Genomic DNA, 22,197 nt, shown 5'->3' with positions numbered 1-22,197 from the left:
CCTTGGCGTCAGGCGCTCCGGGCGCGATTGAGGCGCGCGAAGATGGCCTTGTTGCTCTTGTAGAGATTGACGAACTCGCGGAACAACTCGTCGTACATCGCCCGGTTCGCCGGGTCGGGCTCGAAGGTGCGAGCGATGGGGACGAGCGACGGAATCTCCTCCACCGTCAGCTCGCCCAGCGCCACCGCCGCCTGGAACGCGGCCCCGCGCGCGTTGGCGAGCACCGGCTCGTCCACCTGCTGAATCACCCGGTCCAACACGTCCGCGTGAATCTGGCACCACAGCGCGGACCTGGCGCCGCCACCGATGATGCGCAGCGAGTCCAGCCTCCGGCCGACGAACTGCTCCACGTAGGTGAACAGCCAGCGCGAGTTGTAGGCCACGCCCTCCATCACCGCCCGCACCAGGTGCGCACGGGTCGTCTTGAGGGATTGGTTGAAGAAGCCCCCGCGCAGGGACTTGTCGTCCACGGGGCTCCGCTCCCCGTTGAGCCAGGGCATGAAGATGAGCTTGTCGCTGCCCGCGGGCACCTTCCCCGCCTCGCGCTCCATCAGCCGGTACACCTCCGCGGAGTCCTCTTCCGCTCCGGGCCCGCCCCCCTGGCCATACAGGATGTTGTCCTTGAGGAAGGTGAGGCAGATGCCAGCGGACTCCTGCTCGTTGGCCAGCAGATAGCGCCCCGGCAGCGCGGAGGGGACGGAGGCCATCTGATGGAACAGGTCCGACTTCTTGTAGGGCACGTGGCAGCACAGCCAGGACGACGTGCCCACGCACAGGTGCGCCTCGTGGTCTCTCACCGCGCCGGAGCCCACCGCCGCCGCGAGGATGTCCGGCGCGCCCGTCACCACGCGCACGTCCTCGCTCAGCCCCAGCTCGTTCGCGGCCCGGGCGCTCAGCGGCCCCAGCACGCTCGCCGCGGGCACCAGGTCCGGCAGCTTGTCGCGGTGCAGGCCCACCATCTTCAAGAGCCGCTCGTCGTAGACGATGCGGTTCAGCGCGCGGTTGTCCGTCACCCAATGCAGGGTGATGGAGTCGAACGACGCCGCGAAGCGTCCGCTCAGCCGCAGGTTGAGCCAGTCCTTGGGCTCCAGGAACTTGTAGGCGTCGCGGTAGATGTCGGGGTGCTCGGCCTGGAGGTAGAGGATGTGGCCCACCGGGTCCTTGCCGGAGAGGCTGGGCACCCCTCCCGTCAGGCGAATCCACGTCAACAGCCGCGCCGCGCCGTAGCCTTCGATGGGAATGAGCCCGCCTGCCACGCGCCGGACGTGGGGGGCGCCGCGCGAGTCCATCCAGATGAGCGCCGGACGCAGGGGCTTGCCTTGCGCGTCCACGGCCACGGTGCCGGACCACTGGGAGCTGCAGTTGACGCTGACGATGTCACGCGCGGCCACCCGCCCCGACGCCAGCAGGCGACGCGTGCCCCGGACGACGGCGCTCCACCACGCCTCCGGGTCCTGCTCCGCGCCTCCATCGGGCAGGAGGTCGAGCGCCAGCGGCTCCACCTCGCCGCCGAGAATCCTTCCGCGAAGGGTGACGACGGCCAGCTTCACGGCCGAGGTGCCCAGGTCGATGGCCAGGATGGACTTCTCGCCTGCTTGGGACACTCGGCCCTCCGAGCCGGACTGCGTGATGCCGCCAACGCCGCGGCGCCGGGACTCTAGAAAGCGCGTCGCGCATCCCGCCATCCACAACTCATGGCAAGGGCGCTTTTCTGAACGCCTGGGCCCCGCGCGCGCCCGAGGTGCTAGCCTGCGCCGATTCCTGGGGGTGGCATGCGCCGGTTCTTCGTCAGCGCGCGGGAGCTGTGGCAACGGCACCCGGTGGCGCTCGGTCTCTCGGTGACCTTCACGCTCAGCCTGCTGCTGCGCTGGCTGTATCTGCAGTCCGCGCCGGACCGCGCGTGGCCCTTCTCCATCTTCTTCTACGGGGACGCGCGCTTCTTCCACACGTACGCGCTGGAGCACGTGCGCGGCACGGAAGGCCCCGCCACCCTGCCCTACCATCCGCCCCTGTTCCCCTGGCTCCTCGGAGTGCTGTACCGCGTGCTGGGGGAGCCCCAGGGCAATGCCTATCCATACAAACTGTGCCTCGCCGCCCTGAGCGCGGCCACGGTGGCGCTGTCCTGGGCCTGGTGGCGCAAGCTGCTGGGCACCGCGTGGAGTCTGGTGGGCGCGGCCCTCTTCGCCTCCAGCTTCGGCTGGCTGGTGCTCTCCACGACGTACAGCAACGAGGTCCTCTACGCCTTCTTCCTGTCCGCCACGCTCGCGCTCGTCCTGCGGCACAAGGCGGGGCCGACCTGGGGCGGCGCCGCGCTCCTGGGCCTCGTCATGGGCCTGGGCTCGCTCACCCGCGCCGAACACCTCTACCTGTGGCCCTTCCTGCTCGCGTGGGCGTGGCTCTACCGGGGCTCGACGCCGCTGCCCGCGCTCGCCATCCGCTGGGGCGCCGCGGTGCTCGTCTGTGGACTGGTGCTCGCGCCGTGGGCCGTGCGCAACGCGAAGGTGCTCGGCGATCTGAACGCGAACACTCCGACGCTGGAGCCGCTGCCGGTGCTCGCGCCCGTCACCGCCTATGGCCCCATCAACTTCGCCATGGCGAACCACGCGCGCGCCACCGGCGGCTTCACTCCGGACTCCGTCAATCAGCTCGGCCAGGAAGGCCACCTGGACGTGGCCAATCCCGCGCAGCGCAAGCTCTTGCTGCATGGCTATGCGGTGGGCCTGGAGTGGATGCGCGAGCACCCCGCGGACGCCGCGCGCCTCTGGAGCACCAAGCTGTCGCGCTGGCTGGACGGCCTGAGCCTGGGGCTGGGCGCCTCCAACCTCCCCTCCGGCCTGAGCGGCGCGCGCGCCCCGGTGGACCTCTTCGTCCCCGAGGGCACGTGGCTGAAGTGGCCGCTGCTCGTGCTGCTCGTCGCGGGCGCCGCGCTGTCCCTCACCCGCCCCTGGCGCGAGCTCAGCCTGCTCACGCTGGTCGTCCTGCACCGCGCGCTCATCACCGTCGCCTTCTTCGGCTACACGCGCGGCCTGCTCACCATCTTCCCCGCACTGGTTCCGCTGCTGCTGCTGCCCCTCGTCGTCCTCACCGCGCGCCGCCCCGCACTGGCCACGCGCGTGCCCGCACTCGTGGTGGCCCTGCTGCTGCTGTTGTGGGTGGAGGCCGGCGCGCTGGCGCTCGGCGCGCCTCGAGGCTTCATGGCCAGCGGAAGCACGGACAGGACCAGCGGCAAGCTCATCCAGGATGACTGGGTGCGCATCTGGCCGCGCTAGCCCGCAACACCCTGTCAATAAAATTTTGGTGGCAGTGGCACACTTCCGCGCTCAGAGCCATGGTGGGATTTACTTACAGTGCGTTATGGCGTTGGCCAGTGAACACTTCGCGGCCTTGTTTTTCCTAGGGATCCAGTTTCGATTGGTAGCCGGGGAATAAGGCATATTCATTTTTTGGTGAGGCATCAGTAAGGCGTCTGCGGGCTCCGTCTTGGAGCCACCTCGGGTCCGCCCCTCGGGACCCCCTTAGAGGAGAACCGCATGCGCCACACCAAGGTGTCAGCAGCATGTCTTGCCTTGCTCATGTCAGCGACGAGCTGGGCGGTGCAACCCCCCGAACAGGGGCAGAGCGCCATCGCCAGCAAGGCGTTCTACAAGCCCGAGTTCTACCTGCCCATCCAGAACACACCGCTGGAGCAGGCGATGCGGACCATGGCCAAGGACACGGCCACGGGCTGGGATGACTTCTTCGCCCGCAACGGGAAGGACTTCCGCGTCCACATCGACCCTCGCACCGGCACCCCGTCGGGCATCGAGGGCTCCATTCCCCTCATCCCCGGCAAGGGCTTCCGCAACAACGTGACGCTGGACGGCGTGCGTGAGTCCATTGGCCGCTCCGTGGCGGCCGTGGACGAGTCCGTCATCGGCGACCTGGTCTTCAAGTTCATCGCGGACAACCAGGCCGCGTTCAACATCGACCTGATGCAGCTGGGCTCGCCCCGCATCACGGCGGTCAACGAGAACCTGTGGCAGGTCCACATCCAGCAGGTGGTCAATGGCCTGCCGGTGCGCCACGCGCGCATCGCCGCGACCATCAGCCACGGCAACCTCATCCTCATCGGCACCGAGGCGTGGGCCAACGTGGGCATCGACACGCGCCCGGCGCTCGCGCCGAACGACGCGCTCGTCGCGGGCAACGGCTTCGTCGGCCTGAACGCCAGCCCGCAGCAGCTCTGGCAGCAGCCCACGCTGGAGGTCGCCCCCATGGCGCCCCAGGGTGAGTCCTTTGCCGGCGCCGTGGGGACCGGCTACGAGCATCGCCTGGTCTACGCCTACGGCTTCCAGGACCCGGACGCCCACCAGCGCTGGAAGGTGACGGTGGACGCGCACTCCGGCGAGACGCTCGCCATCGAGGACGACAACCACTACTTCGACGCGCAGATCCAGGGCGGCATCTACCCGTCCACGAACATCGGCACCTGCGTGGACAACACGGTGTGCGGCACGATGAAGCCCAACTCGCCCATGCCCTGGGCGAACACGGGCCTGGCCTCGCCCAACAACTTCACGGATGGCGCGGGCATCTTCGCCTATAGCACTGGCACCGCCGCCACCACGCTGTCCGGCCGCTACGTCCGCGTGGCGGACACCTGCGGCGCGATCAACGTCAGCTCCACCACGGGCAACATCGCCATGGGCGGCGCGAACAACGACCACGACTGCATCACCGGCCAGGCGGGCAACTCCCCCGCGTCGCGCTCCAGCTTCTACGAGCTGAACAAGCTGGCCGAGCAGGCCCGCGGCTACCTGCCGGGCAACACCTGGCTGTCCACGCAGCTGCTCGCGAACGTCAACATCAACAGCACCTGCAACGCCTTCTGGAACGGCACGTCGGTCAACTTCTACCGCAGCGGCGGTGGCTGCCGGAACACCGGTGAGATTGGCGCCGTGTTCGACCACGAGTGGGGCCATGGCATGGATGACTTCGACTCGAACGGCGTGCTGTCGAACTCCAGCGAAGGCTACGCGGACATCGCGGCCATCTATCGTCTGCAGACGTCCTGCGTGGGCTACGGCTTCTTCCAGACCGGCAGCCGTGGCTGCGGTGTGACGCCGGACGGCACGGGGCAGAACCAGAACGAGTCGCAGGTCGGCACGCCGTGGTGCAACACCCGGTGCTCCGGCGTGCGTGACGCGGACTGGCAGGCGGCCACCTACGGCGGCGTGCCCGCGCCCCCGGCCACCCCGCAGAACTTCGTGTGCCCCAACTGCAGCTCCGGCACGGGCCCGTGCAGCCGTCAGGTTCACTGCGCCGCCTCGCCTGCCCGTCAGGCCGCCTGGGACCTGGTCAAGATCGACCTGGCTGGCGCGCCGTTCAACTACGACTCCAACACGGCGTTCATCGTCGGCAACAAGCTGTTCTACCAGGGCAGCGGCAACGTCGGCGCGTGGCACTCCTGTAACTGCACCGGCGGCACGTCCGACGGCTGCGGCTCCACCAACGGCTACATGCAGTGGCTGGCGGCGGACGACGACAACGGCAACCTGGCGGACGGCACGCCGCACATGACGGCCATCCACGCCGCGTTCAACCGTCACAACATCGCATGTAACACCACCCCCCCGGTGAACTCGGGTTGTTCGGCCGGCCCCACCGCGGCGCCCACGCACACCGCCACCCCGGGTGACGGTCAGATTGCCCTGAACTGGACGGCCTCCGCTGGCGCCAGCGAGTACTGGGTGATGAAGACCGAGGGCATGGGCTGCAACTTCGGCAAGGCGAAGGTCGCCACCGTCACGGGCACCACGTACACGGACTCCGAGGTCGCCAACGGCCGCGAGTACTGCTACTCCATCGTCCCCGCGTCCTCGAACGCGTGCTACGGCGCGGCGAGCGCGTGCTCGTGCGCCACGCCGGCCTGCACCGCGCCGGGCCTCGCCACCCTGTCCAGCCCCAGCAACGGTGCCACCGGCGCGGAGCTGGCCGCGGTGCTCGACTGGGCGGACGTGTCCGGTGCCTCCACCTACGAGGTCCAGGTGTCCACCGACCCGACGTTCGCGACGGTGACGGCCTCGGCCAACTCGCTGGTCTCCAGCACGTGGACGGTGTCCCCGGCGCTGAACGTCAACACCACCTACTACTGGCGCGTGCGGGCGAACAACTCGTGCGGCGGCGTGGGGGCCTGGTCCACCGCGTTCAGCTACACCACGCGCGGCTGCACGCCGCTGTCGGCTCCGACGCTCGCGTCTCCGGCGGACGGCGCCACGGGCGTCGCGACGTCGGCGGCGCTGGACTGGTCCGACGTGCCGAGCGCGGCCAACTACGTGGTCGAAGTGGCCTCTGATTCGGCGTTCACCAACATCGTCCGGACGGGCACCGCCCTGTCGGCCAGCAACTGGACGGTGACTCCGGCTCTGACGAGCGCCACCACGTACTACTGGCGTGCCCGCGCGGCGGATGTCTGCGGTGCCAGCCCCAACAGCACCGTGCGCAGCTTCACCACCAGCACGGTCTGCACGCCCGCGGTGGCCACGTTCAACACCACGCTCCAGGCTCCGACCTGCGGCAACGTGTGCGGTTGCGACACCGGCACCACGCTGGTCAACGGCCGCGGCACGCTGTCTGGCGGCGCCGAGCTGAACCAGCCGAACACCATCAACGACTCGTGCGCGGACGGCGTCTCCGGCGTCTACCACACCGATGAGAGCATCGACCGGGTGGTCATCAAGACGACGGACCAGGGCGCGTTCGCCACGGGCAAGCAGGTGACGGTGGAAGTCACCGTGTGGTGCTGGGGGACGACGGACTTCTTCGACCTCTACTACACGACGAACGCGTCGGCTCCGTCCTGGACGGCGCTGACCACCAACGTGGCCTGCACCGCGGGGGGGGTCGCGAGGACCTTCACTCACACGTTCAACCTGGGTGCCACGGCGGGCACGCACGCCATCCGTCCGCAGTTCCGCTTCAACGGGACGGCGAGCGCGTGCACCAGCGGCTCCTACAACGATCGTGACGACCTGGTGTTCTCGGTCGGCACGTCCGTGGCCGCGGCGGACAGCGGCAAGTCCGTCACGTCGCAGGGCCGCTCGGCCCCCGCGGGCCGCTGAAGCCCGGCGCCACGCCTCCACGCTTCCCAGGTCGGAGGTGCGGCGCTGTCGTCAGCCTGAGCTGAACGAGAAGGGCTTCCGGGACACACTCCGGGAGCCCTTCTTCACGTCCGGGCGCCACGCCGCTCAGTGGCGGTCGCTCTCCGAAGGCGGCCCCCCGTGCTCGGACGTGTCGTCCATGGGGCCCGCGAACAGCAGCCCCTCCTCCACCGCGCCCCGCCCCGCCTGTCGCCGGGCATTCTCGCGGCGGTGGACGCGCCTCCAGTTCAGTTGCCGCGCCCGGAGCAGCTCCTGGACGAGCACCTGCGCGGCGGCGGCCAGGGGCACTGCGACGACCGCGCCCAGGAGGCCCGCGAGCGCGCCGCCACAGAGCACGACGATGGAGATGAGCAGCGGGTTCATCCGGATGGCCCGGCGCTGCACCATGGGGCCCAGCACGTTGGACTCAATCTGCTGGTAGACCATGAAGACGACCAGCGCGATGACGGCCGCGCGCAGCCCCACCGTGGCCAGCGTCGTGAGGCTCACCAGCACGGCGCTGATGACACTGCCGATATAGGGAATGACCCCCAGCACCATCACCGCCAGCCCCAGGGCCAGGAAGAAGGGCACGCCCTGGACGAGCGCGACAGTGGCGGCCACGGTGCCGCCGATGGTCATCACCAGCAGCGTGCCGGCGACGTAGTTGCTCACCGCGGCGCGCATGCGCTCCACCAGCCCGCGCACGTGGTGCCTCCGGCGTGGCACCACCCACTGGAGGATGCTCTCGTAGAGTTCCTTGCCGAACAGCAGGCTGAAGACGGAGAGGGCCACCACGGTGATGCCCGCAGCCAGCAGTCCCAGGGTGGAGGAAAGGACCCCGACGGCACGACCCGCCAGGTCCATCGGCTCGAAGCGCAGCAGCTCCTCGGGATGCATCTCGAAGCCGTAGCGAGCTCCCAGCTCCCTCACCCATTGGGATTCGGAGAGCCGCTGCAGCAGCCCCGGCATCGCCTGGACCAGGCCCTCAATCTGCTGGACGAGCGCGGGCACCAGCGTGCCCACCAGCACGCCCACCAACCCCAGGAGCACCAGCGCCACTACGGCCACGCCCAACCCTCGCTTCAGGCCCCACCGCTCCAGCCGGCGCACCAGCGGATCCAGCGCGAGGGAGAGCAGCAGCACGACGGCCAGGAGCGTGAACAGCGGATACAGCCGCCGGAGCACCAGCCAGCAGATCGCCAGGAGCAGCACCTGCAGCCCCACGGCCCACACCGTGCGGGCGGGAACGTAGACCGGCAGCTGGCGACTGGAGTCCTTCATGAGCGACAAGGTAGGAAGTGATGCGCCGCCAGTCAGGCCCCCTCGCGTGCGAGCCTGACAAGCTCCGCACCTGAGAGCGGCCTGTCGGGCGCGCGGCGGACGGCCGTCCCCCCGTGGGGCAGCCGAGCGACCAGGCCCCTCTGCGCCAGCTGACTCCACGGGGCGGGCAGCGGCGCTCCGAATCGAACCCGTGCGATGGGGGTGCAGGCGCCCCACCCTTTTGTTCGACGAGGTGGGGACACAACTGGACCACGCCCTTGTCCGATAATCTTCAAGCAGGTCTGGAATCGCCACGCCACGAGGAGGGCGACACGATGTGGATTGAAGCCATCGTCATGCCCCGGGAGCAGCCCACTGCGTCCCGGCCGTCCTCTCGCCAGGGTGGCAAGCGACCAGCCGCGTCCGCGCCCGCCAGGAGTCGAGCGGCGGTGCATCGGCAAGCGGGCGAGGAGAGCCAGCAGTTCCGCGACACGGTGCTGGGCTTCCTGCGGGCGCGGGAGTTGATGAGCGCCGTGCGCTGGGTGAGCGAGCCGGGGTTGTTTCCCCTGGTGACGCTGCACTGCACGCGCGGCGTGCTGGAGCAACTTCGCAAGGAGCCGGGGTTCGAGGCGGGGTTGTCCATGCCGCTGGAGTTGATGACCTGAGCACTGACGTCCGCCGGGAACGTCCCTAGGTTTCCCTTGGGAAACATGGGCGGGCCCGGGGCGTGTGGGGCGCGCGGCGCTCCTCCCTCCTCTGGCTCGCGGAGGGAAACATCATGAGCGAGTTCATCATCAAGCGATTCTCGACACCCGATGAGCGCCGGCCGTTCGAGGCGCACGGGCATGCGGACGTTCTCCAGTTCGACGGAGGGCGCACGGTGGGGATGGGCGTCTTCGAGCCCGGCTGGAAGTGGTCCCAGGACGTCAAGCCCATCGCCGGCACGGAGAGCTGCCAGGTGGCCCACTCCATCTACGTCGTCAGCGGGAGGATGGTGGTGAAGATGGATGACGGGGACCAGAACGAAATGGGTCCTGGGGACGTGGCCATCATCCCACCGGGACACGACGCGTGGGTCATCGGCAACGAGCCCTGCCTCTGCGTCGACTTCGAGGGCATGGCGGAGTACGCGCAGCGAGAAGCCACGAAGTCGACCCGGTCCGGCATGACGCCCGAGTCGGCGCCTGGCCTTCACTGAGTGAAGGGCCTCGGAGGGCGCACGCACGGCACCTGGTGCCTGGGCCCTCCGCGTGAAGGAAGCGGCCCCGGTCCGGCTACAGCCGGGGGTCCACCGGCTCGCTCTCCAGCGCGAGCACGCTGAAGACACACTCGTGGACGCGCCGCAGCGGCTCCTTCCGGACGAAGCGCTCCAGTGCCTCCACCCCCAACGCCAGCTCCCGCAACGCCAGCGAGCGCTTCGTGGACACCCCTCGCTTGCGCAGACGCTCCAGGTGCTCCGGCGCGGTGTACTCCGGACCGTAGATGATGCGCAGGTAGTCCGGGCCCCGGCACTTGATGGCCGGCTGGAGGACTCCCTTCTGGCCTCGGGCCACGTACGCGAGGGGCTTCACCACCATGCCCTCCCCGCCTCGCGAGGTCAGCGACTCCCACCAGCGCGTCGCGTCCTCGACGGCCCGCGCGTCACTCAGTGACACCACGCGATGGGACGTCGCCATGAGCCAATCCGGGTCCGCGCGACACACCTTCGCCAGCGTCTCCAGGTGCCACACGCGGGCTCTTGTGCAGCAGGGAGCCCAGGTCTGTCGCGGGGGAATGGGTCGTCGAGAGTGGCAGGAGCATTCAGTGCCAGACCCGGGTCGAGGCGATGAGCGTGTCGAGGTCGATGCGAAAGGCGCGAGTGCCTTCTCCACCGTAGAGCCAGGGACCGCGCCCGCACATCCAGGTCGGCTGCCACCGGGTACCGTCCGGGTCCACGAAGACGAAGGTGCCCGCCGGAGTCAGCGCCTCCTCGCGGCCACCGTGCAGGACGAACAACTCGAAGGTTGAGCGCGCCGAATAGGAGCCTCCGAACAACACGTGCGTCGCCCCTACTGCGAGCGCGCTCGCCCCTGTGACAGGCGTCTTCCAGACAGCGGGCCGGCCCTCCGTGCGCAGGCGGACCAGGGGAAAGTCCGTGTAGAAGTACAGCCACATCTCGTCATTGGAGGCGACGTTGAGCGCGTAGCAGTCGACGATGACATCGGTGCCCACGGCCTTCGCGTCGTACTCACTGAGGCGCTGGCCCCGCGCATCGAAGAGGACCAACCCGCTTCGTCCAATCGGCTCGCTGTCGATATCCCCGCGCCCCCACCCTCGATTGCCGAGCACGCCTTCGTCGAAGTAGCTCACCCACAGGCGCCCGTCGGCGGTGGCCTGCACGTCCTGGATGCCATCGCCGAGGGTGAGTTCACGCGTCACACGCCCGTCGCGGGAATAGACCACCGCGTTGCGTTCGTGCGCGTCCTTGTCGAGGTAGCCGCAACGGCCGCCCACCAGCAGCAGCTCGCCCTCCGGCAGGGGCTGCACGAAATGGAAGTTGCGTCGGTTGGGCGGCAAGCGGACGCACTCGGGCGGAGCATCCGGCGAAGAGAAGCGCAGGACCTCGTAGGTCTGCGGCACATCCGCCAGCGACTTCGCGAAGGATGGGAGGCCCGGTGCGACCTTCTCCCGGTCATCCCGTTCTCCCTCCAGGGCCAGGAGCCACAGGTCGAAGTCGGGTCCGACGCCTTGGGCCATCAACTCCCGACCCGAGAGGGCCTCGGAAAAGTCGACGAAACACGGCACCTCGAGATGCGTCAACTCACGCTCGGTCATGGGGTTTCTTTCGCGCAGGGAGCCGAGGGGCCAGCTCCAGGAACCGTGTGCCGGGGGGCCGGTTTCGAGGCGTCGGACGCCGGGCGCGGAGACGACCTGACGCCCTCTCCCATCAACCCACCCGCATGCGCGACGGGCTCCTGCGCTAGGATTCCAGGCCCCCCCGCGCGCTTCGTTCCCTGCTTCGGAGTCCTTCATGTTGTCGCATCGCGCAGTCGCGCCGCTGCTCGTCCTCTTCCTGTTCACCGCCTGCTCGGATTCCGACCCCACACCCGGGCCCGTGGACAGCGGAACCAAGACGGATGCCGGCCCTGGACACGACGGAGACCCTGACGGTGGCCCACCCCTGGATGGTGGCCCCGACACGGATGCGGGCCCCACGCTCGACGGTGGCCCCGACACGGATGGCGGCTTCACTCCAGACAGCGGCCCCGACACGGATGGCGGCTTCACTCCAGACAGCGGCCCCGACCTGGATGGTGGGTTCGTTCCGGACGCGGGCCCCGACACGGACGGTGGCTCGACCACGCCTCCCGTCGTCCTCACGGAGACCCTGGCGGACACATACACGGGTGATCCCTACTCGCTCGCCCTGTCTGCGAGCGGTGGACTCGCGCCCCTGACCTGGGACGTCACCGCCGGAGCACTGCCCGCGGGCCTCACGCTCGGCACCAACGGCTCCCTCGCCGGCACACCCTCGGCGGCCGGTGATGCGACCTTCACCGTGCGCGTGCGGGACGCCTCGGGCGCGAGCGACACCGCCGACCTCGCCCTCTCCGTCTACGCGCGTCCTCGCATCGTGCAGTTCCAGCTCTCATCCCATGAAGTCGGCGAGAGCGTCTCGCTCACGCTGACCGTCGTCGGCGGCAAGGCCCCCATCACCTTCGCGCGCGTGGGAGACCTGCCGCCCGGCCTGACGCTGTCGGCGCAGGGACTCCTCCAGGGAACCTTCACCGAGGCGGGCCAGTTCAGCTTCGTCGTCTCGGCGACGGACGCCAATGGAAGGCAGGCGCAGTATGCCACCCAGCTCACCGTCCTCACCGCCTTCAGCGTCACCACCGCTTCACTGCCCGGAGCCACCCGGGATGCGGCCTACCAATCCGCCCTCGCGGCCACCGGAGGCGTCGAGCCCCTGAGCTGGGCCGTCACGATGGGCGCGCTGCCAGATGGCCTCACGCTGTCCTCGGAGGGTGTCCTCTCCGGGACGCCCACCGTGCAGGGAACGTTCGACCTCATCGTCACGGCGACGGACTCCACGGACCGCACGGCTTCGCGGAGCCTGGTGCTGACCATCTCCAGCTTCAGCCCGCCGGTCTTCAAGGTGGGCCACTACAACCTCACCTATTTCGGCTCCGACACGCAGGGTCCCGTGAACTCGACGTCGCAGGGCGGCGCGCTGGATGACCTGCAGATTGCCTCCGCGCGCGACGTCATGCTCCAGGCGGGCGCCAACCTGTGGGGCATGGTGGAGATGGTCGACGTCGTCGACTTCGACACCCTCAAGGCCCAGCTCCCGGGCTTCAGCGGCTTTCTCTCCAACAACGCCAACTACGTCACGGGCAGCACCTCTCCGTACGGCGGCACCACGCAGAAGCTGGGCATCCTCTACGACAGCACGCTCACCTTCCAGAGCGCGGAGCTGCTCCGCGTGGGCAGCGAGAGCGACTTCGGAAACCGCCCGCCCCTGCGCGTGAACTTCACCACCGAAATCCAGGGCACGCAGACGCCGCTCGTCGTCATCGTGGTCCACATGCGCGCGGAGAACGGCGTCGACACCAGCCCCCGCGCCGCCCGTGAGCGCGCGAGCGCCGCGCTGAAGGAGTACCTGGACCAGAACCTGCCGAACGAGCACGTGCTCGTCCTGGGCGACTGGAACGACGACGTGGACGAGTCCATCACCCTGGACCCCGGCACCCAGCAGCCCATGCCCACGCCGTACCAGAACTTCGTGTCGGACCCGAACGGCTACACCTTCATCACCCGTGAGCTGTCGCTGGCGGGCGACGACACGTCCATCGGCTTCGAGAACATGGTGGACCACACGCTGGCCAGCAACGAGGTGGCCGCCCGCTATGTCCCGAGCTCCGCCGAGGTCATCTACGCGGACGAGTGGGTGCCCGACTACTTGAACACCTTGAGCGACCACCGCCCTGTCGTCAGCACGTATGCGTTCAGCTCCGCGACGGAGCCGTTCGTGCGGCTCAAGGACCCCCACGGAGGCACCTTCCTCGCCGGCTCCGTGCTCCCCATCCGGTGGCATGCCTGGGGTGTCGGTGACGTGCGCGTGGAAGCCACCACCGATGGTGGCACGACGTGGAGCGTGCTGGCCGCCTCGGTGCCCGCCGTCCAGGGCAGTCATGCGTGGACGTTGCCCGCCCTCTCCTCCACGAACACGCTCGTGCGGGTGGTGGACACGTCGAACGCCACCCTCTTCGACGAGAGCGACTCGCCGGTGACCATCGTCCAGGGCGCCAGCCGCGTCATCATCAACGAGGTGCTCGCCAACGAGCCCGCCGTCAACGGCAACAACAACCCCGCCTATGAGTTCGTGGAGCTGGTCAACGTCGGCGCCGTCGCCGTGGATATCTCGGGATGGAGCGTGTGGGACTCCGCCCTCTCGCGCCATGTCTTCCCGGCCGGAACCACGCTGGGCGCGGGCAAGGCCGTGGTCGTCTTCGGAGGGGCCGCGGGCATCCCTCCGGGCAGGACGAACGCGGTGAGGGCCTCCAGTGGAGCGCTCGGACTGAGCAACGATGGCGACACCGTGCGCTTGCGCAAGGCGGACAACACCGACGTGGACACGTACAGCTACGTCTCTCCCGCTGACAATGTGTCCGACAACCGCTCCCCGGATGCGGACCCGAACGGGGCCTTCGTGCGGCACACGTCGCTGCCCTCCGGCCTCACCTCGTCCCCGGGGTTGCGCGCGGACGGCACCGCGTTCTGACGCACCGCGAAGGCGCTCGGGAATCCCCGGGCGCTCTCGCATCCTGGCTACACGAACGGTGCGGGGAGGAGTAGGAAGCGGGGCATGCGCACCCTGCTCTCCTCCGTGCTGCTCTGCCTGTTGGTGACTCCCTCGCTCGGCGCCGCCCAGACCGAGCGCGCCCGCCCCCGCGCCAGGAACCTGGGCATCACCTTCGGTGGCCAGTCAGGTCCGCTCGGCGCCATCACCGATGTGCCCGGCGTGGAGGTGGGCCATACGACGCTCATCTCCGGCGAGGGGCGCATCGAGCCCGGAAAGGGCCCCATGCGCACCGGTGTCACGGCGGTGCTGCCCCGTGGCAGGGACGGCGTCGCGGAGCCGGTGTTCGCCGCCATCTACGCCCTCAATGGCAACGGTGAGATGACAGGCACCCATTGGATTCAGGAGTCCGGTGAACTCAATGGCCCGGTGATGATTACCAACACCAACGACATCGGCGCGGTGCGCGAGGGCGTCATCTCCTGGGCGATGGGCAAGGACCTCGCGTGGGACCTGGGGCTGCCCGTGGTGGCGGAGACTTGGGACGGGATGCTGAACGACCTCTATGGCTTCCACGTCAAGCCGTCGCACGCCATCCAGGCACTCGAGTCCGCACGCCCGGGCCCCATGCTGGAGGGCTCCGTCGGAGGCGGCACCGGCATGGTGTGCCACGGCTTCAAGGGCGGTATCGGCACCGCCTCGCGCAAGCTGCCGGAGTCCGCGGGCGGCTACACCCTGGGCGTGCTGGTGCAGTGCAACTACGGCTCGCGACGCCTCTTCTCCGTCGAAGGGGTTCCCGTCGGCGAGGAACTGGCGGACCACAAGCCCTGCTATCTCGGCACGCAGAAGCCCGGCAGCCCGATGATGAGCTCCCTGACGTCCTGCGGCGCCACCGGCGGTCCGCCCGCGGTGCCCACTCCCTTCGAGGGCGCGGGCTCCATCATCATCATCGTCGCGACGGATGCCCCCCTGCTGCCCCACCAGCTCGGACGGCTCGCGCGGCGCGTGCCGCTGGGCATCGCGAAGATGGGCGGACTGGGTGAGAACTACTCGGGAGACATCTTCCTCGCGTTCTCCACGCAGAGCCTCAAGCCCGCGGCCCAGGAGCGTCCCGCCAACGTCGCGGTGCTCAGCAACGACAGACTCAATCCCCTCTTCGAGGCCACGGTCCAGGCCACACAGGAAGCCATCCTCAACGCGATGCTCGCCTCCGACACCATGACGGGCGCGGACAACATCCGCGTCTACGGCCTGCCCCCGGACGGACTGGTGAAGGCCCTGAAGAAATACGGACGGCTCACGCCCGCGCCCAAATCCAAGCGGCCCCCGGCAGGCAAATCCGGCCGATGAGTCCAGGCCCGAGACAGGAGTGTGCTCGGAGGTGCGCGCGAAACATTCAAGACAGGCGGACGGCCGAGCCTCGGCCTCTGTGAAACGGAACACTGTCATCTGTCGACACGTCGGTTGGGCGTGACGACGTCGTGACGTCCGTGATTAAGAAACGAGGATGCGCTTCTCCTTCTTCGCGACGCCCACCACCCTGAAGAAGCTCAACTCCCCCGAGCTGCCAAAAGTCCTCCTCGCTGGAGGATTTAACGGTTACTGGAACTTCGGGGACATCCTCATGCTGCAAGGGGTTGTCCGCTGGCACCGCGCGCGCCAGGAGTCAGCGGTCGTCGCCTCCCTGCATGAGCTGGGCAGGGTGACGGACCCGCAGTCCCTGAAACAACTTCCCGCGGTGCTCGGCACGGAGGACTTCGTCTTCTTCTCGGGCGCGCCCTGGGAGGAGGCGGACCGCTCGGCGAGGAGCCTGGGGTTGGAGCCCGTGTCCCCGCTCCTGCTTCGGGGGCCCTGCCGCCTGCACGTCTATGGCGGCGGGTACTTCAACGGGCGCTGGGGGGACTCCATGCTGGAGCTCATCGAGACGGTGCTCCGCGCGTGGCTGCCGGGCCACTACGTCCTGTCGGGACTCCAGGTGGGGCCGGAGTTCGCCAGCCGCCTCGCGGCGCATGCGCGGCAGTGGCAGCCGGCGCTCGTCGGTTGCAGGGATCCGGAGTCCACCGAGGCCCTCGTCGCTTGCGGCCTGGAAGCGCGCCTGTCTGGAGACGACGCGCTGGAGGAGTTGGATCGCGCGGGCGCGCAGGCCTCACGCGGCGAACCCCGCACACCTGGCGCCGGACGCTTCGCGCTGCACATGAACCTCTCCACGTATGTCTACACGAACGTGGGAGAGGACCCGGCGCTGATGCCCACACCCACCACGTTGATGAACGGGCAGCTCCAGGCGCTGCGGACACGGTTCGGAGAGGACGCCTCGCCTGTCGTCCTCAACGCGTACATCGATGAGCGGCCCGTGGTGGAGGACAGCGTCGCGGCCATGCGCAAGACGTCCTTCCCGGAGTACTTCCCTCGCGCGGACGTCATCGACCTGGTGGGCCTGCTCTTCCAGGGACGACTGCATCAGGCCGTCGAGCAAATCCAGCAGGGCGAGGTGCTCTTCGCCTCGTCCTACCACGTCACGTTGCTGGGCAAGGTCGCCGGAGTACCCACCCACCTGTTCGCCTTCAACGACTACTACCGCCAGAAGAAGGCGGGGCTCGCGGAGACGGAGGGTTCGCTCGCGGAGTTCCTCGCGAGCGACTGGAGCCAGTCCCTGGCCCGAGGCACGGAGTACATCGAAAGCCAGCGGGCGCTGCGCCGCGAGTGGCTGGAGCGACTGGCGGTCAGCCTGGAGCTGCCGACGCCGGACGTGAGCTGGGTGTCGCGCGCGTCCCTGTGGATGGAGGACTTCCGCCAGGAACTCCAGCAGGCGCGGCTCCAGCGGGCCGAGGATGCCCAGGCGGCCCAGGCCGCCGCGAGGGAAGCGGAGATGCGCCACCAGGCACTGCTCGAGCGCGGCGAGGCCACGGAGGCCCGGCTGCGGGAGCTGGAGCAGCAGCGTACGCGGTGGGAGGCGGAGCAGTTGGAGCTGCACACCCTGCGGGCACGGCTCGCCGCGCGCGAGGAGGAGCGGGAGGAGCTGTTCTCCCTGCGTGAGCAGCTCGCCGCGCGCGAGCAGGAGCTGCGCGCCTTCGCCGAGCGGGAGGAGGAGCTGCGGGCCAGCTACGAGGCCCTGCTCACCACCGAGCCCCCGCTGCGCCACCGGCTGGTGGACGACCTGAATGACCGCCTCATCAAGGCCGGTGGCCCGCGCGCCCACCGCGCCATCAAACAGCTGGTGCGGGCCACGGTGAAGCGCGGCAAGTAGCTACGGCGCTGGTGCGTGGGACGAAGCCCCCTTCTTTCCGGCGGGGGGCTGCTGTCCCGCCACCCACGCGTCGACCTTGCGCTCGAGCACGTCCAGTGGCAGCGAGCCCCCGAGCAGCACCACGTCGTGGAACTCGCGCACGTCGAAGCGCGAGCCCAGCGCCTGCTCGGCGCGCGTGCGCAGCTCCTGAATCTTGAGCTGCCCCACCTTGTACGCGAGCGCCTGCCCGGGCCAGGCGATGTAGCGGTCCACCTCGTTGGTGATGTCCAACGCCTGGCGGGGCGCGTTCTCCATGAAGTAGTCGAGGGCCTGCTGGCGCGTCCACTGCTTCACATGCATGCCGGTGTCCACGACGAGGCGGACGGCGCGCCACATGTCATAGGAGAGCTGGCCGAACTTGTCGTAGGGGTCCACGTAGAGGCCCAGCTCGTCCCCCAGCGTCTCGCAGTACAGCGCCCAGCCCTCGCCATAGGCCACGTAGTAGCCGTAGCGACGGAACTCAGGCAGCCCCAGTTGCTCGGTGGCCAGGGCCGTCTGGAGGTGATGTCCGGGCACCGCCTCGTGCAGCGTGAGGGGCACCATCTCCCAGAGCGGGCGCGTCTCCGGACGGTAGAGGTTCACCAGGTACGTGCCGGGACGCGAGCCGTCCGAGGCCGCCGGGTAATAGAAGCCCGTCGTCACGTCGGGGGCCATGGCCTCCGGTGTCGCCTCCACCGCGTAGGGCTGGCGCGGCAGCGTCTTGAACAGGCGCACCAGCAGCGGGTCAATCCGCTTGGACAGGGCCCGGTAGCGCATCAGCAGCTCGTCGCCGGTGCGGGCGTAGAAGCGCGGGTCCGTGCGCAGGAACTGGAAGAACTCCGCGAGCGAGCCCTGGAAGCCCGTCCGCTTCATGATGGCCTCCATCTCCCCTCGGATGCGCTTCACCTCCGCCAACCCCTGGGTGTGGATCTGCTCCGGCGTCAGCGCGGTGGTCGTGTACTTGCGCGCGAAGAAGCCATACATCTCCACGCCGTCCTGAAGCTGCCAGACGCCCACGGCCTCGGGCGCGCCCGGGAGGTACTCGGCGGTGAGGAACTGGTGGAAGCGCCGCAGCGCGGGCACCACGCCCTCGCGCACGGCCTTCCGGCCGGCCTCCGCCAGACGCTGCTGCTCCGTGGCGGAGAGCTTCTCGGGGAAGCGCAGGAAGGGGCTGTAGAAGCCGCTCTTCGTCGGGTCCTCCACGAGCTGCCGCTCTATTTGAGGCGGGATGCGCTGGAGGATGACGCGCGGATGCACCTTCTTCTGGCGCAGACCCTCGCGCATCAACGCCACCACCTGGTCCACATAGGTGCCGAAGCCCTGGAGCCGGACGAGCCAGTCCTCGTAGTCCTTCACCGTCTCGAAGCGCAGCGTGTCCGCGAGCTGGTAGGCCGTCTGCACGCCAGGGGGCTGCTTGATGCCCTCGGGGATGCCTCCCATCTGATTCGTGGGCAGCAGATACCAGCCGAAGCGGTGCTCCTCCACCCACGTCTCGTGGTCCCTGCGGAACAGGTCCAGGTTGAGCTGCTCCTCGGCGGACAGCCGCGCGCGCTCCACCTTCTTGAGCTTCTCCAGCACCTGTCGCGAGTGCTGGTGGTCCGCCTGGATGGCCGCGAGGCTCAGGTCATCCCAGCGCTCGTTCCAGCGACGGTCGCCCTGCACGGACGCGTACGTCGGACTGTGCTCGAGCTGGTACTGCCAATCCTGCTCGATGAGGGCACGCAGCGTGCTGGCCGCGTCCGGCTTCTTCGCCTCGGCATCCACGGACATCATCAGGAGAACTCCCAGGGTGGTGAGTTGGAGCCACTTCACGAGAACAGCTCCAGCAGGTCTTCACGGGTGATGGCCGCGGCGCCGGCGGCCTCGCTCAAGGCCGCTTCCATCAGCGCGCGCTTCTTGTCCTGGAGTCCGAGGATGCGCTCCTCGACGGTGCCCTGGGACACCAGGCGGTACACGTTGACGGGCCGCTCCTGACCGATGCGGTGCGCGCGGTCCGCCGCCTGCGCCTCCACGGCCGGGTTCCACCACGGGTCCACCAGGAAGACGTGGTCCGCCGCCGTGAGGTTCAAGCCCGTGCCGCCCGCCTTCAACGACATGAGCAACACCGGCGGGCCGTCCTCCGACTGGAAGCGGGAGGTGACATCGCCGCGATTCACCGTGGTGCCGTCCAGCCGGTCGAACCCGATGCCCGCCTGCTTCAGCGCCGGCTCGATGAGGTCCAGGAGCGAGGTCCACTGGGAGAACACGAGCGCCTTGTGGCCCTCCGACACAGCGGTATCGAGCGCGTCCACCAGCGTCTCCACCTTCGACGACGAGGTCGCCTTCTGACCGGGGACGAGCGCCGGGTGGCACGCCGCCTGTCGCAGTCGCAGGAGCGCCTCCAGCGCCTTGAGCACGCTGCCGCCCTCGTTGAGCAGGGCGACCACTTCCTTGCGCGTCGCCGCCATCACCGAGTCGTAGATGGAGCGCTCGCGCTCATCCAGCGACACGTGCATCACCGACTCGATGCGCGGGGGCAGCTCCGGCGCGACGTCCCGCTTGAGCCTGCGCAGCACGAAGGGGCGGATGCGACGGCGCAGGTCCGCGGAGGCCGCCGCGTTGCCCTCGGAGATGGGGCGCGACACCTTCTCCTCGAACTGCCGCCGTCCCCCGAGCAGGCCCGGGTTGGTGAAGTGCATCAAGCTCCACAGCTCGTCCAGCCGGTTCTCCAGCGGCGTACCGCTGAGCGCCAACCGGAAGTTGGACTTGAGGCCGAACGCGGAGCGCGCGACCTGGCTCTCCGGGTTCTTGATGGCCTGCGCCTCGTCCAGCACCAGGGCGGCCCACTCCCTGGCGCCCAGCGCCGCCGCGTCCAGTCGCAGAATCGAGTACGTGGTGAGCGTCACGTCGGCCGCCGGGTCCAGCTCGCGGCCGGGGCCGTGGTAGACGCAGACGCTCAACGACGGACGGAAGCGCTTGAGCTCCGCCACCCAGTTGGGCAGCACGCTGGTGGGACAGACGACGAGCGAGCGCGGCCCCAGCACGCAGATGGTCTGCAGCGTCTTTCCCAGACCCATGTCGTCCGCGAGGATGCCGCCCAGGCCCGCGCTCTTGAGGAAGCCCAGCCAGCTCACACCCGTCTGCTGGTAGTGACGCAAGGACGCGTTGAGGTCCTCAGGCAACACGGGCGGCGGCAGCTTCTCGAAGCCCTCGACGAGCGGCGCCAGCTTGTCCAGGCCCGGAGGAGGCGGCTGCTCCAGCGTCTCGCACAGCGAGGAGAGCTGCGGCAGCGCGTGGTTGGAGACGCGGCCGTCCGGCTGACGCGCGGCGAGCAGGTCCGCCACGCGCTGACCATGCTTGTCCAGCCACGCGCGCGGCAAGGGCGCCCAGCCCCCTCCCACCAGCGGCACCAGCCCCAGTCCTTCCTGCCACGCCCGGACGACGGCCGCCGCGTCCACCGAGCGGGCCTCGCCGCCCTTGCCCCCCTCCACCTGGAACTCGAGCGTGAAGCGCACCTGCGGGATTCCCGCGCCATCCCCCGCGGACTCGACCGAGAGCCATGGACGCAGCCGCACATCCGGACTCACCACGGACGCGCCGTCACCGGCCAGGTCTCCGCCCCACCGTCGCAGCCGGTCCGCCCAGCGCACCATCTCCGGGCCCTGCACCGTCACCCGACGTCCGGGCACCAGGTTCAGCTCCTCGCGGAGGTCGTGGATGAGCCGCTGCTCCACCGCCTCGTCGCGCAGCGGCACCGCGCCGCGCAGGTACACCATCTTCCCGTTGTCGATGCGCACCGTCGGCGGCGCGCCGTAGACGAGCGTGGGCAGCACGGACAGGCCCGACTCGAGCTGGTTCAGCTCCAGCAGGATGCGCGGCTTGAGCTCGCGGTCGATGGACGGCACACGCTTCGTGCGCACCTCCACCGGCATCCGGCGGCCCAGCTCCGGCAGCACCTTCGACGTCAGCTCGCCGAGGTTCTCCGCGCTGTACGTGCGGACGATGGGGAGGTTCTGGAGCCACGGCCCCGTCATGCCCGTCTCACCCATGCGGGCCAGCGCGTCTCCCACGCGGGCCACGCCGGGGCTCACGACTTCGGACACGCGCGAGTCGCGCGCCACCGTCACCACGAGCTGCCCGCCGCGCTCCTCGACCAGCGCCCGGGGCACCACCACCTCGTCGGGGATGGCGACGGGGCGACCGTCCAACAGGACGTTGCGCGCCTGCACCAGCACCTTGAGCAACGCGTCGAGCGTCTCCGGGTTGAGTGTGCCGCGCGTGCGGCGCTGCTCCAGGATGCGGTCGGCGAGCAGGTCCGCCTGCTCCACCTGGAGCTTCGCGGCCTGCGCGGGCTTCGCGATGTACGAGGTGAGGCTGCCCTCCAGCGCCTCTTCCTTGCCGTCCGCGTGGGCCAGCGTGCGCTTGAGCTGGAGGCCGTCCCCCGTGCGCGTGAAGTGATAGGCGATGCGAGACCAGCGGGTCGCCGCCGTCTGCATGGGCGCGTCCTCCCGCTCCGCCTGTTGGAGCGAGATGGCCGCCGCGACGACATGCTCACACGGGTCCACGAGGCTGGGGCAGTCACACTCCCAGGCGTCGTCGGCGGGATAGAGGGCCACCGTGAAGGGGACCGGGCGCCCCGCCGAGCGGACCCTCAGCTCCAGCTCGCTGTCCGTCTTCGACTGGAGGACCACGGCCCCGTCACGGGCGAGACCCACGCCTTTGGACCAGAGACCGGGGCGGGCTTCCTTCCGAACGGCTTCGAGCAGCTTGGCGAATGCGGACATGGGAGTGTC

The 22,197-nt window shown here is 69.3% G+C and carries 13 protein-coding genes; 7 read left to right on the top strand and 6 right to left on the bottom strand.

The annotated features are described in order from the left end of the window. Window positions 1–8: 8 nt before the first annotated feature. Window positions 9–1,604 (bottom strand): FGGY-family carbohydrate kinase, encoded by a 1,596-nt coding sequence (locus tag HUA76_RS25060; protein WP_246136966.1) that lies wholly within the window; start codon window positions 1,602–1,604, stop codon window positions 9–11. Window positions 1,605–1,772: 168 nt separating this feature from the next. Here HUA76_RS25060 and HUA76_RS25055 point away from each other — a divergent pair, with 168 nt between their 5' ends. Together HUA76_RS25055 and HUA76_RS25050 are read left to right on the top strand one after the other, a co-directional pair. After that, window positions 1,773–3,269: a glycosyltransferase family 39 protein gene (locus HUA76_RS25055; RefSeq protein ID WP_174462287.1), complete on the top strand. Its 1,497-nt coding sequence runs from the start codon at window positions 1,773–1,775 to the stop codon at window positions 3,267–3,269. Between the two features lie 261 nt (window positions 3,270–3,530). Next, window positions 3,531–7,100, top strand: coding sequence for an endopeptidase (locus HUA76_RS25050; RefSeq protein WP_174455123.1), 3,570 nt, complete (start codon window positions 3,531–3,533; stop codon window positions 7,098–7,100). 126 nt (window positions 7,101–7,226) lie between these two features. Here HUA76_RS25050 and HUA76_RS25045 read toward each other — a convergent pair whose 3' ends face one another. Next, window positions 7,227–8,402: an AI-2E family transporter gene (locus HUA76_RS25045; RefSeq protein WP_174455122.1), complete on the bottom strand. Its 1,176-nt coding sequence runs from the start codon at window positions 8,400–8,402 to the stop codon at window positions 7,227–7,229. Between the two features lie 428 nt (window positions 8,403–8,830). Here HUA76_RS25045 and HUA76_RS25040 point away from each other — a divergent pair, with 428 nt between their 5' ends. After that, the gene (locus HUA76_RS25040) at window positions 8,831–9,046 is read left to right on the top strand and encodes a hypothetical protein (protein WP_254614498.1); all 216 of its coding nucleotides are present in this window, start codon (window positions 8,831–8,833) and stop codon (window positions 9,044–9,046) included. A 113-nt stretch (window positions 9,047–9,159) separates the two neighbouring features. Continuing rightward, a complete protein-coding gene (locus HUA76_RS25035) occupies window positions 9,160–9,579 on the top strand; it encodes a cupin domain-containing protein (RefSeq protein ID WP_174455120.1) in 420 nt (139 codons plus the stop codon). Between the two features lie 76 nt (window positions 9,580–9,655). On the opposite strand, the gene HUA76_RS46505 is transcribed toward HUA76_RS25035, so the two are convergent. Further along, a complete protein-coding gene (locus tag HUA76_RS46505; protein ID WP_371745572.1) occupies window positions 9,656–10,111 on the bottom strand; it encodes a hypothetical protein in 456 nt (151 codons plus the stop codon). Between the two features lie 70 nt (window positions 10,112–10,181). Continuing rightward, window positions 10,182–11,195, bottom strand: a complete 1,014-nt coding sequence (locus HUA76_RS25025) for a hypothetical protein (protein ID WP_174462286.1) — start codon at window positions 11,193–11,195, stop codon at window positions 10,182–10,184. A 196-nt stretch (window positions 11,196–11,391) separates the two neighbouring features. Here HUA76_RS25025 and HUA76_RS25020 point away from each other — a divergent pair, with 196 nt between their 5' ends. The 3 genes from HUA76_RS25020 to HUA76_RS25010 all read left to right on the top strand — a co-directional run bounded on the left by HUA76_RS25020 (window position 11,392) and on the right by HUA76_RS25010 (window position 17,407). Then, the gene (locus HUA76_RS25020; protein WP_174462285.1) at window positions 11,392–14,142 is read left to right on the top strand and encodes a putative Ig domain-containing protein; all 2,751 of its coding nucleotides are present in this window, start codon (window positions 11,392–11,394) and stop codon (window positions 14,140–14,142) included. Window positions 14,143–14,226: 84 nt separating this feature from the next. After that, on the top strand, window positions 14,227–15,510 hold the full coding sequence (locus tag HUA76_RS25015; RefSeq protein WP_174462284.1) for a P1 family peptidase: 1,284 nt from the start codon (window positions 14,227–14,229) through the stop codon (window positions 15,508–15,510). A gap of 157 nt (window positions 15,511–15,667) precedes the next feature. Beyond that, window positions 15,668–17,407, top strand: coding sequence for a hypothetical protein (locus tag HUA76_RS25010; protein ID WP_174462283.1), 1,740 nt, complete (start codon window positions 15,668–15,670; stop codon window positions 17,405–17,407). On the opposite strand, the gene HUA76_RS25005 is transcribed toward HUA76_RS25010, so the two are convergent. Further along, a complete protein-coding gene (locus HUA76_RS25005; RefSeq protein ID WP_174462400.1) occupies window positions 17,408–19,195 on the bottom strand; it encodes a DUF885 family protein in 1,788 nt (595 codons plus the stop codon). It lies immediately after the preceding gene. A 38-nt stretch (window positions 19,196–19,233) separates the two neighbouring features. Beyond that, entirely contained in the window at window positions 19,234–22,188 is a 2,955-nt protein-coding gene (locus HUA76_RS25000) for a DEAD/DEAH box helicase (RefSeq protein WP_174462282.1), read from the bottom strand. Window positions 22,189–22,197 lie beyond the last annotated feature (9 nt).

Origin of the sequence: Myxococcus sp. CA056, from assembly GCF_013336715.1 — a bacterium.
GTDB lineage: Bacteria > Myxococcota > Myxococcia > Myxococcales > Myxococcaceae > Myxococcus > Myxococcus llanfairpwllgwyngyllgogerychwyrndrobwllllantysiliogogogochensis.
The sequence above is the reverse complement of the archived record's forward strand: the minus strand, read 5'-3'. Positions and strand labels throughout refer to the sequence as shown.